The sequence below is a fragment of the Mucilaginibacter sp. FW306-07-L genome (genome assembly GCF_058782065.1).
Genome location: NZ_JBYSXI010000001.1, coordinates 1133878 through 1148597, shown reverse-complemented (window position 1 = coordinate 1148597; position 14720 = coordinate 1133878). Strand labels below are relative to the sequence as shown.

The following is a 14720-nucleotide window of genomic DNA, read 5'->3' as shown; positions in this document are numbered from 1 at the left end:
GTTATGATTTAGCTTCATAATTTTACATCTTTACCAAATGTTCAAACGCATAAAGTACCGCGTCCTGCGCTATCTTGTTATATTTATATATTTTGTAATTATTTTTTTCTGCGCCATCGAACTTAACTTTTTGTGGTTGTTCGGCTATTCGCCTGACATGGAGGATATAAAAACCCCTGTGCTTTCGGTTGGATCAGAAGTATATACGGCTGATGGCAAGCTCATCGGCCAGTTTTATAAAGAGAACCGCTCGCCGGTCGACTACAAAAACATCTCTCCTAACCTTATTAACGCCTTAGTAGCCACCGAGGATTCACGTTTTTACAGCCACGGCGGTGTTGATTTTCTGTCATTTTTCAGCAGTATGGTATCAACAGCCCAAGGTGATCGCCGGGGCGGCAGCACCATTACGCAGCAGTTGGCTAAAAACCTGTTCAGCACCCGTAAAAAGAAAGCGAGAGGCGTATTGAGCCGAGTACCGGGCCTGGGTACCGTTATCTATAAATTTAAGGAGTGGCTTACCGCTTACAAGATAGAGCATTTGTATACCAAGCAGCAAATACTTACCATGTACTTTAATACGGTGCCTTTTGGTAACAACTCCTTCGGTATAAAAACGGCTACTTTAAAATACTTTAACCAACAGCCCGATAAAGTTAACCCGGCGCAAGCGGCAACCTTGATCGGTATGCTGAAGGCTACTTCTACTTACAACCCTATCCGTAATCCCGAAAAATCAACCGAACGCCGTAACATAGTTTTGGCGCAGATGCATAAGTATAACTTCATCAGCGAAGCTGAACAGAAACGCTATACCTCATCGCCCATGAAACTTGATTTGAGTTACATTGACCAGGATTCGCACGGCGACTCCTATCTGCGCCATGCCGTTGAAAAATGGCTGGACAAATGGTGTAAGGATAATGATTATGACCTGTATGAGGATGGGTTAAAGATCTATACGACGATTGACTCGCGCCTGCAAAAGTACGCCGAAGAGGCCGTTGCCGATAAAATGAAATCGTTGCAGCGCCGCTTTAACAACGTATGGGGCAAACAAAACCCATGGCGCGATTCAAAGGGAAACGAGATCAAGGATTTTATATTGAAAGCCGAGCAGCGCCTGCCAATTTACAGCATCCTGAAAAAGAAATATAATGGCGATACTACCAGGATACAGGAGTACTTTAACACCAAAAAAAGGATGCGCGTTTTTACCTGGAAAGGCGACCAGGACACCACTTTCTCCAGCATAGACTCTATAAAATATTACGCCCGCATACTCAATACCGGTATGATGACGCTTGAACCATCAACCGGAAAAATTAAAGTTTGGGTAGGTGGTATTGACTACAAGCATTTTAATTACGACCACGTTATACAGGCCAAACGCCAGGCCGGCTCAACCTTTAAGCCCTTTGCCTACCTTACCGCGCTGGACAACGGCTTTACCCCCTGCGATAAGTTTACTGATAAGCCGGTAACTATCCGTTATAAAGATGAAGGCAAGGATGAGGAATGGTCGCCTAACAATGCTGATTTTAATTTCTCGTACCGCGAAATGTCGTTACGCTGGGCTATGGGTAGATCAGTAAACTCTATTACCGCGCAGCTTACCGAGCAGGTGGGCTGGGATAAGGTGGTTGAATACGCCCATAAATGCGGTATCGATAGTTACCTGAAATCAGTGCCATCGGTATCATTGGGCTCAAACGATGTATCGGTATATGAGATGGTACGCGCATACAGCACCTTTTTAAACAAGGGCGAAAAGCTTGACCCGCTGCTGGTAACCCGCATCACCGATCACCAGGGAAACGTAATTGAAGAATTTGAACTAAAAAAAGAACGTGCCATAAGCGAAGAAACCGCCTGGCTAATGCTCTATATGTTCAGGGGTGGTATGGAAGAACCGGGTGGCACATCACAAGCGCTTTGGGAGTACGACCTTTGGAAAAAGAACAACCAGATAGGCGGCAAAACCGGAACCTCATCTGACTATGTAGACGGCTGGTACATGGGTATCACCAAGGATTTAGTTACCGGCGTTTGGGTGGGTGCTGATGACCGCAGTGTACACTTCAAAACATCTGAAACCGGCGAGGGCTCACGTACCGCGCTGCCCATATTCGGTAAGTTTATGGAAATGGTTTACGCCGATCCGAAATCGGGCTATACCGAGGGGCCGTTCCCTAAACCCTGGGTTAAGATCACTAAACAGTACATGTGCCCGTCGCCACGCATCAGGATAGATACCGCGGTTGCGGACAGCAGCGAAGTTAGTGCCGACTCGACAAGTACTGAACCGGTACTCACCTTGCCTGATAACCCGGAAGGTGGCGAAACACCGCCACCGGGCCAATAATTTTCGCGCATATTACCAAACCTTGTATATTTCAGTAAATTAGCTTCATTCTATCATAGCGTTTATGAACAAACTTTACACCCGCATTTTAACCGGCAAATCAGCCAGATACCTATTTGTGGTTTTAAGTATGCTTACCATAGCCATGCTTAACCCGCAGCAAAGTAAGGCACAATATTTCGGTCAAAATAAAGTGCGTTATAAAAAGCTCGACTTCAAGGTGTACAAAACGCCGCACTTTGATATCTACTATTACATGAAGAATGATAGCCTGATTCGCCGTTTCGCGCAGGAGAACGAGCTTTGGTATACCTTACACCAGCAGGTTTTCAGGGATACCTTTACCCGGGCAAACCCCATCATTTTATATAATAACCACCCCGATTTTCAGCAAACTACCGCTATTGACGGCGAGATAGGCGTAGGTACCGGAGGTGTTACCGAGGGCCTTAAAAACCGTGTGGTAATGCCGGTTATGGAAACCAATCACACCACCCGCCACGTACTGGGCCACGAGTTGGTGCACGCGTTTCAGTACCATTTGTTATTGGGTAAGGATTCAACCAGCTACGAAAACCTGAACAATATTCCGTTGTGGATGATCGAGGGTATGGCGGAATACCTTTCCATCGGTAAAAAGGATGCTTACACAGCCATGTGGATGCGTGATGCTTACCTGAATAAGGATATCCCGACGGTAAAAGATCTGACGGAGAGCAACAAATATTTCCCTTACCGGTACGGCGAGGCCTTCTGGTCGTTCATTGGCTCCACTTATGGCGATACCGTGATTGTGCCTTTCTTTAAAAACACGGCACGTTTTGGCTTACAGTACGGCATCAGGCGCACCTTTGGGTATGATGATAAAACGCTGTCGACCCTGTGGAAAAACTCCGTTGAAGCGACCTACAAGCCCATGCTAAAAGATACCGCCCAAAAGGCCATCGGCTTTAAGGTGATCGATAACAAAAATGGCAGCGACATGAACGTTGCGCCAAGCGTTAGCCCGGATGGTAAGTATATCACATTTCTTTCCTCAAAGGATCTGTTCAGTATCGATCTGTTTTTAGCAGATGCCCAAACGGGGAAGATCACCAAGAAGCTGACGAGCAAAATATCCAACACGCACATTGATGAGTTTAATTTCATCGAGTCGGCAGGCGCATGGTCGCCGGATGGCAAGCAGTTCGCGTTCAGCGTATTTAATAAAGGGCGTAACCAAATGGTGGTGATAGATGTACCAAGCGGACGCATGAGGCATAATATACCAATGGGTAAGGCGGAGCAATTCAGTAACCTTTCATGGTCGCCGGATGGCAAGAATGTGGTTTTCCAGGGATTGTATGAAGGGCAGGGCGATTTGTATGCTTATAACTTTGATACTAAAAAAGTAACGCAGCTTACCAACGATAAATATTCAGACTATCAGCCAAGCTATTCAAAGGATGGCAAAAAGATCATCTTCAGCAGCGACCGTACCACTTACGACAAACGTACAGCGCAGGATATCCCCTTTAACCTGGCGGAGCTTGACCTGGCTACCGGTAAGGTTACTGATATTAAAATATTTGATGGGGCTAATAACCTCAATCCGCAATACTCGGCTGATGGCAGTAAGATCTACTTCCTGTCCAACCAGGATGGTTTCCGTAACCTGTACAGCTATGAGCTGGCTACCGGCAAAACCGATAGGCTAACTAACTACTTTACCGGCATCAGCGGTATTACCGAATTTTCGCCAGCGCTGAGTGTATCAAACAATGATGATATTGTTTACTCCTATTACCGCGCGCAAAAATACACCTTGTACAATGCTAAAGCCGCAGACTTTAAGCCGGAAAGCGTACAGACCGGCACGGTAGACTTTACCGCAGGTATGCTGCCCCCGCCACGCTCGGTAGGTGTTGACCTGATCAACTCTAACCTGAATAACTTTTTGGCCTATCCCCGCCTGCGTACAGATTCTATAAAAAGCGCGCCTTACAAGCCTATGTTCAAGCTCGACGCGCTGGCAAGCAGCGGTATAGGTATTGGTGTAAATAGCTTTTATGGCACCGGCCTGTCAAGCGGTATACAAGGTATTTTTAGTGATATTTTAGGACAAAACCAACTGTATGCCGCGGCATCAGTAAACGGGCAGATCTACGATTTCGGCGCGCAGGTGGCTTATATCAACCAAAAAGGCCGTTGGGATAAGGGAATCAGCGTATCGCACATACCTTATCAGTTCGGTTTTTATAATAATTCGGTAGGAACGAAGGAGATTAACGGCAACCAGGAAAGGGTTTATAATGAGGACAGCTACGTGATTCGCAATTTTGAGGACGCGGTAAACCTGTTCACCTCCTATCCTATTTCACGAATTAACCGATTGCAATTCGGCGTAGGTGCATCATACAATACTTACCGTACCGACCGTTACCGTAATACGTACGTAATAGACACCGCTACATCCGGCTTATACTACTACAATTACGAACGTAAAAAAATCCCTAATTCCGAAGTTGAAAACTTGGGCTTGGGCTTTAACCTGAATTCTTTCGCGTTGGTGAACTCCAGCGTGGCGTTAATTGGCGACAACTCATTTTTTGGTATAGCGGCACCATTAAACGGTTTCAGGTACCATATTGAAGCGCAATATGTATTCGGTACCTATAAATTCTTTGCCCCTACTATTGATCTGCGTAAATACATTCGTGTAGCGCCGGTTACCTTTGCCGGCCGTTTATATGGCACGGGTCGCTTTGGCGAGAATAACCTTTATCCTTTATATGTGGGCTATCCGTTCCTGGTTCGTGGGTATGAGTCGCAAAGTTTTTATAATGCCAACAGCCAGCCAACCAATGGATTTGGTTTTAACCAGCTTTCGGGCAGCCGTATAGCGGTGGCTAACTTTGAGGTTAGGTTGCCATTTACCGGTCCTGAAAAACTGGCGCAAATAAAGTCAGGCTTTTTATTTACCGATCTTAACCTGTTTTTTGATGCCGGTTTAGCCTGGAACTCGGGCAATGAAATTAAATTTCAGCGTGGGCCTGATTTGTTAGGATATGATGTACTAAGAGATGAAAACGGCACCCCGATAATTGATGGCAACGGCCAAACCGTTGAAGACCGCAACACACCGCTTTACAATACCAACCAACGTGTGCCCGTTTTAAGCGCGGGTATATCATTACGTGTAAATTTATTTGGCGCGCTGATACTGGAGCCCTACTTTGCCATACCGTTTAACCGAAGCGATGTTAAAAAACCTGTATTCGGCCTCAACTTTACACCGGGCTGGTAGTTATAAGTATATGTATAGGTTATTATTTATATTGATGCTGGGCTCAGCACAAATGGGTTTTGCTCAAAGCGCTACGGTTACCTCAAAGGTTGTTGAAGGCAGCATCATGGCATCCAACAAAACAGCTTTTGATAATTTGAAAGCAGCATCAGCCTTTTCAACATTCGTTAGTTTGGCAGAAGCTGCCGGCTTGAAGAACAGTTTAGCAGGAGCAAACGCGATAACTTTGCTCGCCCCCGACAATAAGGCTTTTGAGAATTTGCCTGCCGGAATATTAGATACCTTACGCAAACCCGAAAACCAGGCACGTTTGGTAACTTATGTAAACAGCTATATTATACAAGGTAAACTTACCTTGGCGGATTTTGCAAGGTTGATAAAAACAGGCAACGGACAAACACCATTAACTACCGTTGCCGCGACAAAATTATCCGCCAAAATAAATAGCAACCGCAATATAACGCTTACTGATGCACTGGGTATGCAAACCATAATTGGCAGGTATGATATATTGTCCAGCAACGCTGTGATACATACTATAACGGCAGCTTTCCCGGTAAGCCTGGTTCCAATCCCTTTAAATTAAAAACAGTTTTCTGTTTAAAACTATATAGATTAGTTTATACTGCTGATGCACCATTTTGAATGGATAGCATACAGCCAATACCTATATTAAAAGGTTACGGCAGACCTGCGTGAACCAAGCGCGGGGCGCATTTGCGGCCTTTGGCGCATATTATTTTCCGCATTTAAACCGATGGTCAGGTCTATCCACTCCTTATTTACTGATCTGATCATTTTCTCCTTTTGCGGGCGGGTAAAGGTACTTACATATTTAAAGCGCTCCATAGCCTGCTCTTCAGAATTGATCTCCTCAAAATAAACCAGGCGGCTTAACTGTTGCGCGCTGTCAAAAAACAGGGTTGGCATCTGTTTGTAAAAATCCAGTGTTTTTAGCAAATCAGCACAAAGGCCTACGTGTAAGTTGTTGCGGTTACGGTCAGTAATGATATAAATATAGCGTTTCATGATAATAAAATTTGCTGTTTAAAAAAAAAATTACTAATTTTATGAGCATAAAAATACTAACAATTTTAGTAAATCCAAATTTTATGTCAATTATTTCATCAAATATTAAATTTCTCAGAAAGAAGAAAGGTTTAACACAGCAACAGTTTGCAGATCAGATCGGTATAAAACGATCGTTAGTGGGCGCATACGAGGAGCAGCGTGCCGAGCCGAAATATGATTTACTAAAAATTATAGCAGCCTTTTTTGAGATCAGCATTGATGATTTTATTAATGAAACCATTGATGAGAAATGGGCACCCAAGCCAAAAGGCAACCCGGCCAATTTAAGGGTGCTCAGTATATCGGTTGATAAGGATGATAACGAAAATATAGAGCTGGTACCGATGAAAGCCAGCGCCGGTTACCTCAATGGTTATGCCGACCCGGAATATGTAGCCAAGCTACCTAAGTTTTACCTGCCCATGTTTAACCAGGGCACTTACCGCGCCTTCGAGATCAAAGGAGACTCGATGTTACCACTCCCCTCCGGCGCTATAATTATAGGCCAGTATGTTGACAACTGGGCCGAAGTTAAACCCGGCGAAACTTACGTGGTAATATCAAAAAATGATGGTGTAGTATATAAACGTATCGGCAACAAATTCAAGGATAACAAAAAGCTGAAGCTGATATCAGACAACCCGGCTTATGAGCCCTACGAAATTAGCGGTGAGGATGTGGTTGAACTGTGGAAAGCCAAGGGTTATATATCTACCCAACTGCCCGAGCCATTGCCTGAGCCTACTATGGAGAGCATGACCGCTATGATGGCGCAGATGCAGCGCTCCATATCAAAACTGCAAGGCAACAATTAAGTTACACGGCTGAAACTAAACTATTTGGCAGTACATTTATCAAAGCATCTATAACACAACTAAAAAACGATGAAAAAATTTTTGTTAATGTGCTGCCTGTTTTTAGGCATAGCGGCAGTAAGCCACGCCCAGGGCGGCGGCAGAAGGTTTAATCCTGAAGACAGGGCGAAACAGCTACAAACAACGCTTAAACTAAGCGACGATCAAACCACCAAGGTTACGGCTATTTACAAAACGCAGTTCACCAAAATGGACAGCCTGCGTAAAGCCGGTGGTGACATGCGCAGCTCGATGCGCCCGCTGATGGATTCAACCAACAAGCAGGTAAAAGCGGTTTTAACGCCTGAGCAAGCTACCGAGTTTGACAAAATGCAGCAGGAACGCATGAACCGTATGCGCCAGAACGGCGGCGGCGGCAAATAAGGCTGTCATTTTTAATTGAGAATACAAAAGCGGCTATCGGCCGCTTTTTTTATTTTTGCCCAAACACATCGGCATTTTGAAACGGGCGGCAAACATTATTCAGCAACGATTGGCAGACAGGCAACAGGCCGGTAATTACCGTACCCTGAAACCGGAGAACAACCTGATCGACTTTTGCTCGAACGACTACCTTGGTTTTGCCCGGTCGCCAAGACTGAAACAAAAAATAGCTGAAGAAATTGCCGCCTACCCCGAAAGCCACAACGGTTCCGCAGGTTCACGTTTGTTAGCCGGTAATTTGAAATATACGGATCAACTGGAGGCAAGCATAGCCGGGTATCATGAAGCTGAGAGCGGATTGCTTTTCAATTCGGGATATGATGCCAATATCGGACTGTTCTCTTCCCTCCCGCAACGCGGAGATACTATTATATTAGATGAACTGGCGCACGCCTCCATCATTGACGGCGCGCGATTGAGCAACGCCAACCGTTATACCTTTAAGCATAACGATCTGCAAAGTTTAGCGGATAAACTCAAGGCAGCTAAAGGCACCATATATATAGGTATCGAAAGTGTTTATTCCATGGATGGCGATGCATCGCCCATTGCTGAAATAATTAATCTGGCCGACAGCTACAACGCCGCCTTAATTGTTGACGAAGCACACGCCATCGGCTCATATAAAACGGGTTTGGTGCAGCAGCTTGGCTTACACAACAGGGTGTTTGCACGAGTGATCACCTTCGGCAAGGCTATGGGTTGCCACGGTGCCATAGTTTTAGGGAGTGATGATCTGCGGAATTACCTGATCAACTTCGCGCGGTCGTTTATTTATACTACCGCGGCATCCTTCCATCAAGTGGCATCTATAAAAACAGCCTATACGTTTTTGGGGGATGCAGATGAGGCTATATATACACTAAAAAGTAATATCGCGCTCTTTAAAAGCAGCATTAATAAGCATGAGGATTTTCCGCTGATTGAGAGTGAAAGCGCCATTCAGTGCATTATCTTAAAAAGCAACGAGAAGGCGAAGCAGATAGCCTCGGCACTACAGCAAAAAGATATTGATGTACGCCCGATTTTGAGCCCGACCGTGCCGCAAGGCAGCGAACGTATCAGGATCTGTTTGCATAGTTACAATACGCCGGATGAGATATTATTACTTACCGACACCATAAACAAATTCCTGAATGAGCGATAAGCAACCCTTATTTATTACCGGCATTGGTACCGGCATCGGCAAAACCATAACATCAGCCGTTGTAGTTGAAAAGCTGAAAGCCGATTACTGGAAACCCATACAATCCGGCGATCTGGATGATAGCGATACGCTGAAAGTGCAGGCGATGGTGAGTAACCCCATAACTATTTTTCATCTGGAAACATACCGCTTGACACAACCTTATTCGCCGCATAAATCGGCAGCTATTGATGGTATCACCATTAATCTGAATAAATTTGTACTTCCGCAAACCAACAACCAACTGATTATAGAGGGTGCAGGCGGCCTGATGGTGCCGCTGAATAATGAGCATTTGATAATAGATCTGATCAAGCATTTAGGTGCGAAAGTGATCCTGGTATCGCAAAATTACCTGGGCAGCATCAACCACACGCTGTTATCCATATCCTTATTAAAACAATATAACATTGATATTGAAGGCATCCTGTTTAATGGCGATAGCGATAATTATTCTGAAGATTTTATACTCAACTATACGGGTGTAAAATTGCTTGGCCATATTCCGCAATTATCCGCTATCAACAAAGAAACCATCGCGCAGGCCGGTGCGCAAATTAGCTTTTAAGCGTCTGCCATACGCCTGCAAGCGGTCGCTTTTATAAGCTATACGGGGATCCATCACAAAATCATGTCTTTCCATTTTTGAAAAAAACCCTTCCATTTTGGAAGGGTTTTTTTGTGGGTAATTTTTTGATAATTAATCAAAATATTGAAAATCAACACATTAATACAAACCATTCTTCAATGGCATCCGCTTTGGCTATAGCCTTTCAAATAACATAAAAAGCTATGATGCCCATTTTACTCGTGTTAGCCCTGATTGTTTGCATGTGGCTATTCTACAAATCAATTGACTGGTTCGAAAAAATCTGAAAACTATGATCGCATTATTCATCATTTCCATTGCCGTATTCATTTACATGATCTACGTGCTGCTGAAACCCGAAAAATTTTAACTGACAAAAAATGAACTCTGAAATTTTAGGCGTTGTCGCCTCTTTTTTGATCACCCTGCTTATTGCCATACCGCTGGGTAAATACCTGGCCAAAATGTTCGCGGGTGAGCGTGTGTGGACCGACTTTTTAAAACCGCTCGAAAACGGCTTATTCAAATTAGCCGGCATCAGGCCCGGTGAGCCTATGGACTGGAAACAGTTTTTAAAAGCCATGTTAACCATAAACCTGCTGTGGCTGGTTTATGGCTTTTTTGTATTGATGTACCAGGATAAATTACCATTCAATCCGGATGGTAACCCCGGCATGACACCTGATTTGGCTTTCAATACCATCATCAGCTTTGTGGTTAACTGTAATTTACAGCATTACTCGGGCGAGAGCGGGCTAACCTACCTGACACAACAGATAATTGTGATGTTTTTAATGTTTACCAGCGCGGCCACCGGTGTTGCGGCGGCAGTTGGTTTGTTCAAAGCCTTTCGCGATAAAACCACCACCAACCTGGGCAACTTTTGGGAGTTTTTTATAAAATCCATCACCCGTTTACTATTACCCTTTTCATTTATAGTGGCTATTGTTTTAGCTTTTAACGGCACACCCGCCAGTTATGAGGGTAAGGATCAGTTTATATCCCTACAAGGCGATACCGTAAATGTATCACGTGGCCCGGCAGCGCAAATGATCGCCATAAAACACCTGGGTACTAACGGTGGCGGCTGGTATGGTGCCAACTCAACCCATCCTCTGGAGAACCCGAACTATGTAACCAATATGGTGGAGATCATATCGCAAATGATCATCCCGATGGCGATGATACTGGCATTCGGTTACTTTATACGCCGTAAAAAATTGGGCTGGGTAATATTTGGCGTGATGACGGTGGGCATGTTTATGCTGATGATACCGACCATCAGCAGCGAGTTGGGCGGCAACCCCAACTTTACCAAAATGGGTATAACACAAGCCACAGGCGCTATGGAGGGCAAGGAAGTGCGTATAGGCCCGTTAGCTACCGGTTACTGGAGCACACTGACCACCATCGTATCAACCGGATCAGTAAATGGTATGCACGATAGTACCATGCCGTTAACAGGCGCATGGCAGTTGCTGGGCATGATGATCAACGGTTTCTTCGGCGGTTGCGGTGTGGGTATACTTAACTACTTTATATACTTGATTATAGCCGTATTTATTTCGGGGTTGATGGTTGGCCGTACGCCTGAGTTTTTAGGCCACAAGGTTGAAGCCCGCGAGGTTAAAATAGCCGCGCTGATTACCCTGTTGAGTCCGTTCCTGATTATGGCAGGTACAGCTATTGCAACTTACGTATTTAATAATCATGGTGATACCGACTGGGCGGTTAAACCGGCCAACTGGCTGAACAACCCCGGCTACCACGGCTTTTCGGAAATGCTGTATGAGATAACTTCTGCCAACGCCAACAACGGTTCGGGCTTTGAAGGTTTGGGCGATAACAACATATTCTGGAACGTAGCTACCGGCTTTGTGCTGATCCTGGGCAGGTTCCTGCCGATCATTGGCCCGCTGGCTATTGCAGGTTTACTGGGTAAAAAGAAATATATCCCTGAGTCGGCCGGTACGCTTAAAATAGATACAGTAACCTTTGGACTGATGACACTGGCTGTTATACTGGTGCTTAACGCGCTGTCATACTTCCCGGCGCTGGCCCTTGGTCCAATTGCCGAATACTTTTCAATGATCAAATAAACCCCACCAACCTCCCCGATGGGGAGGCTTTTAAAAACAAAACTCAATTCATATTTAAAGTCTCCTCCCTGGGAGGAGATTTAGAGGAGGTAAAATGAAATCACAATCCAATAAATTATTTGAGCCGGCACTGGTGCAAACCGCCCTCAAACAATCCTTTATAAAACTTAACCCGAAAGCCATGCTGCGCAATCCGGTTATGTTTACTGTTGAAGTGGGCACCTTGATTATGGCGTACATGAGCTTTTACAGCTTTACGCATACCGACCAGGGATCATTCACTTACAACTTTATCATCTTCATCATCCTGCTGCTTACCCTGCTGTTTGCCAACTTTGCCGAGGCCATTGCCGAAGCACGCGGCAAGGCACAGGCCGATAGCCTGCGTAAAACCCGCGAGGAAACTCCGGCTAAAGTTTTAGGTAAGGATGGTTCGATAACAACCAAATCATCAAACGAATTGCGCAAAGGCGACCTGTTTGTTTGCGAACCGGGCGACACCATCCCGACAGATGGTGAGATAGTTGAAGGCTTAGCTACTATTGATGAATCGGCCATTACCGGTGAGTCTGCCCCGGTGATCCGTGAGGCGGGTGGTGATAAATCATCTGTTACAGGTGGTACCAAAGTACTGTCTGATAAAATAAAGGTGATTGTAACTACCGAGCCGGGTGAGAGCTTTTTGGATAAGATGATCGCGCTGGTTGAAGGTGCATCACGCCAAAAAACACCTAACGAGATAGCATTAACCATTCTGCTGGCCAGCTTTACGCTGATATTTATCATAGTTTGCGTTACGCTGAAACCCTTTGCCAACTATGCCAACACGCCTATCACCATCGCCGCGCTGATATCGCTGTTCGTATGTTTAATACCGACCACTATTGGCGGTTTGCTATCAGCTATCGGTATCGCCGGTATGGACAGGGCTTTGCGTGCTAACGTGATCACTAAATCGGGCCGTGCGGTTGAAACAGCCGGTGATATTGACGTATTACTACTTGATAAAACAGGCACCATCACCATTGGTAACCGTAAGGCTACCCACTTTTGGCCGGCCATTGATGTATTGCCTGATGACCTGATTAAAGCAGCGGTACTGTCATCATTAGCTGATGAAACGCCTGAAGGTAAATCAATAGTTGAACTGGCAGCACAAAGCAAAGTGAGTATATCGCTTAAAGCGCCGGAGCATTCTGAGTTCATTAAGTTTACGGCCGAAACCCGTTCAAGCGGTATCAATACGCCCGACGGCTTGGAAATTCGCAAAGGCGCGTTCGACTCTATGCGTAACCTGGCACAGCGTACCGGTAATAACGTACCTGCGGATGTGGAGGAGAGAGTAAAAACCGTATCATCAAACGGCGGTACGCCACTGGTAGTAGCTCAAAACGGCCGCATACTGGGTACCATTGAATTACAGGATATTATTAAAACCGGCATTGCCGAGCGTTTTGAACGCCTGCGTAAAATGGGCATCAAAACGGTAATGGTAACCGGTGATAACCCGCTTACCGCCAAATTTATTGCCGAAAAAGCGGGTGTAGATGATTTTATTGCTGAGGCCAAGCCCGAAGATAAAATGAACTACATTAAACACGAGCAGCAGGAAGGCCGCCTGGTAGCCATGATGGGTGACGGTACCAATGATGCCCCTGCCCTTGCCCAGGCCGATGTTGGCGTGGCCATGAACAGTGGAACCCAGGCTGCCAAGGAGGCCGGTAACATGGTCGATCTGGATAATGACCCAACCAAGCTGATTGAGATCGTAGAGATAGGCAAGCAATTGCTGATTACCCGCGGTACGCTTACCACCTTTAGTATCGCTAATGACGTGGCTAAATATTTCGCTATCGTTCCGGCCTTATTCATCGCCTCGATACCTGCTTTGCAAAGCATCAATATTATGCAATTGCACAGCCCGGAAAGCGCGATACTATCGGCGGTAATTTTTAACGCTATCATTATCCCGCTGCTTATTCCGCTGGCTTTAAAGGGTGTGGAGTACAAGCCGATTGGTGCCAGCGCGTTGCTGCGCCGCAACCTGCTGATCTATGGTTTAGGTGGTGTGATAGCGCCTTTCATCGGCATTAAACTGATTGACCTCGTGATAGGGTTGTTTATATAAAGCCCCCTCCAAACCTCCCCGAGGGGGAGGCTTTTAATATCAAGCTAAAAAAAATAAAAAGTTCAAATCTCATTCAAAATGAAAAAATACATCATACAGTCAATACGCTTAACCGTTGTGCTAACTGTATTGCTTTGCGTAATATATCCGTTGCTGGTTGCCTTCGTTAGTAAGTTCTCAGCCGGAAAAGGCAATGGCGAAACCATTACTGTAAATGGCAAGGTGGTTGGCTATGCCAACGTAGGTCAAAAATTCGATCAGCCTCAATACTTTTGGGGCCGCCCGTCAGCGGTTGATTACAATGCGGCAGGTTCGGCAGGCTCAAACAAAGGTCCTACTAATCCTGACTATCTGAAACAGGTAAGCGACCGTGTGGATACGCTGCTGAAGTATCATCCTTACCTTAAAAAAGGTGATATACCTGCTGATATGGTAACCGCATCAGGCAGTGGCCTTGACCCGGACATTTCGCCTGAAGGTGCCGCTATCCAGATAAAACGTGTCGCTCAAAACCGTGGTTTAAATGCGGAACAAGTAAACCAATTGGTTAATCAACAAACAGAGAAACACCTGTTCGGTCCGGCTACGGTAAACGTGCTTAAACTTAACGTAGCACTCGATCAGCTTAAGAAATAATTCATCTACCTGTAAATAAATACCCATGTGCAAGGCAGGCTATAAACCTGCCCTGCATTTAT

At 45.4% G+C, this 14720-nt stretch carries 12 protein-coding genes; 11 read left to right on the top strand and 1 reads right to left on the bottom strand.

The genetic code is table 11. The features are described 5' to 3' along the window. Positions 1-37 precede the first annotated feature (37 nt). The 3 genes from AC3WJC_RS05200 (at position 38) to AC3WJC_RS05190 (ending at position 6237) form a co-directional block, all read left to right on the top strand. Entirely contained in the window at positions 38-2365 is a 2328-nt protein-coding gene (locus AC3WJC_RS05200) for a penicillin-binding protein 1A (RefSeq protein ID WP_492398011.1), read from the top strand. A gap of 64 nt (positions 2366-2429) precedes the next feature. Then, a complete protein-coding gene (locus tag AC3WJC_RS05195; protein ID WP_492398010.1) occupies positions 2430-5651 on the top strand; it encodes a tolB protein precursor in 3222 nt (1073 codons plus the stop codon). Between the two features lie 10 nt (positions 5652-5661). Beyond that, positions 5662-6237 carry a fasciclin domain-containing protein gene (locus tag AC3WJC_RS05190; RefSeq protein ID WP_492398009.1) on the top strand — a complete coding sequence of 192 codons (576 nt, stop codon included), beginning with the start codon at positions 5662-5664 and terminating at the stop codon, positions 6235-6237. An 86-nt stretch (positions 6238-6323) separates the two neighbouring features. Here the strand turns inward: AC3WJC_RS05190 and AC3WJC_RS05185 are convergent, their stop codons facing one another. After that, complete coding sequence (locus tag AC3WJC_RS05185) at positions 6324-6680, bottom strand: GIY-YIG nuclease family protein (RefSeq protein WP_492398008.1); 357 nt, start codon at positions 6678-6680, stop codon at positions 6324-6326. An 83-nt stretch (positions 6681-6763) separates the two neighbouring features. On the opposite strand from AC3WJC_RS05185, the gene AC3WJC_RS05180 reads away from it, so the two are divergent. The 8 genes from AC3WJC_RS05180 to AC3WJC_RS05145 all read left to right on the top strand — a co-directional run bounded on the left by AC3WJC_RS05180 (position 6764) and on the right by AC3WJC_RS05145 (position 14658). Next, positions 6764-7537: an XRE family transcriptional regulator gene (locus AC3WJC_RS05180; RefSeq protein ID WP_492398007.1), complete on the top strand. Its 774-nt coding sequence runs from the start codon at positions 6764-6766 to the stop codon at positions 7535-7537. Positions 7538-7606: 69 nt separating this feature from the next. Further along, positions 7607-7960 (top strand): Spy/CpxP family protein refolding chaperone, encoded by a 354-nt coding sequence (locus tag AC3WJC_RS05175; protein WP_492398006.1) that lies wholly within the window; start codon positions 7607-7609, stop codon positions 7958-7960. A 76-nt stretch (positions 7961-8036) separates the two neighbouring features. Further along, a complete protein-coding gene (locus tag AC3WJC_RS05170; protein ID WP_492398005.1) occupies positions 8037-9167 on the top strand; it encodes an aminotransferase class I/II-fold pyridoxal phosphate-dependent enzyme in 1131 nt (376 codons plus the stop codon). After that, on the top strand, positions 9157-9774 hold the full coding sequence (bioD, locus tag AC3WJC_RS05165; RefSeq protein WP_492398004.1) for a dethiobiotin synthase: 618 nt from the start codon (positions 9157-9159) through the stop codon (positions 9772-9774). The genes AC3WJC_RS05170 and bioD overlap by 11 nt, the downstream gene beginning before the upstream one ends. A 313-nt stretch (positions 9775-10087) precedes the next feature. Continuing rightward, entirely contained in the window at positions 10088-10165 is a 78-nt protein-coding gene (gene kdpF / locus AC3WJC_RS05160) for a K(+)-transporting ATPase subunit F (RefSeq protein ID WP_157540818.1), read from the top strand. Between the two features lie 10 nt (positions 10166-10175). Beyond that, on the top strand, positions 10176-11894 hold the full coding sequence (kdpA, locus tag AC3WJC_RS05155; protein ID WP_492398003.1) for a potassium-transporting ATPase subunit KdpA: 1719 nt from the start codon (positions 10176-10178) through the stop codon (positions 11892-11894). A gap of 94 nt (positions 11895-11988) precedes the next feature. Continuing rightward, positions 11989-14022, top strand: a complete 2034-nt coding sequence (gene kdpB / locus AC3WJC_RS05150; protein ID WP_492398002.1) for a potassium-transporting ATPase subunit KdpB — start codon at positions 11989-11991, stop codon at positions 14020-14022. Positions 14023-14100: 78 nt separating this feature from the next. Beyond that, entirely contained in the window at positions 14101-14658 is a 558-nt protein-coding gene (locus AC3WJC_RS05145) for a K(+)-transporting ATPase subunit C (protein ID WP_492398001.1), read from the top strand. Positions 14659-14720 lie beyond the last annotated feature (62 nt).

Bases quoted from the DNA above. Each gene is read 5' to 3' on its own strand.
- AC3WJC_RS05190 (WP_492398009.1), top strand. From the start codon at position 5,662: ATGTATAGGTTATTATTTATATTGATGCTGGGCTCAGCACAAATGGGT.
- kdpB (WP_492398002.1), top strand. From the start codon at position 11,989: ATGAAATCACAATCCAATAAATTATTTGAGCCGGCACTGGTGCAAACC.
- bioD (WP_492398004.1), top strand. From the start codon at position 9,157: ATGAGCGATAAGCAACCCTTATTTATTACCGGCATTGGTACCGGCATC.
- AC3WJC_RS05180 (WP_492398007.1), top strand. From the start codon at position 6,764: ATGTCAATTATTTCATCAAATATTAAATTTCTCAGAAAGAAGAAAGGT.
- AC3WJC_RS05185 (WP_492398008.1), bottom strand. From the start codon at position 6,680: ATGAAACGCTATATTTATATCATTACTGACCGTAACCGCAACAACTTA.
- AC3WJC_RS05145 (WP_492398001.1), top strand. From the start codon at position 14,101: ATGAAAAAATACATCATACAGTCAATACGCTTAACCGTTGTGCTAACT.
- AC3WJC_RS05175 (WP_492398006.1), top strand. From the start codon at position 7,607: ATGAAAAAATTTTTGTTAATGTGCTGCCTGTTTTTAGGCATAGCGGCA.
- AC3WJC_RS05200 (WP_492398011.1), top strand. From the start codon at position 38: ATGTTCAAACGCATAAAGTACCGCGTCCTGCGCTATCTTGTTATATTT.
- kdpF (WP_157540818.1), top strand. From the start codon at position 10,088: ATGATCGCATTATTCATCATTTCCATTGCCGTATTCATTTACATGATC.
- kdpA (WP_492398003.1), top strand. From the start codon at position 10,176: ATGAACTCTGAAATTTTAGGCGTTGTCGCCTCTTTTTTGATCACCCTG.
- AC3WJC_RS05195 (WP_492398010.1), top strand. From the start codon at position 2,430: ATGAACAAACTTTACACCCGCATTTTAACCGGCAAATCAGCCAGATAC.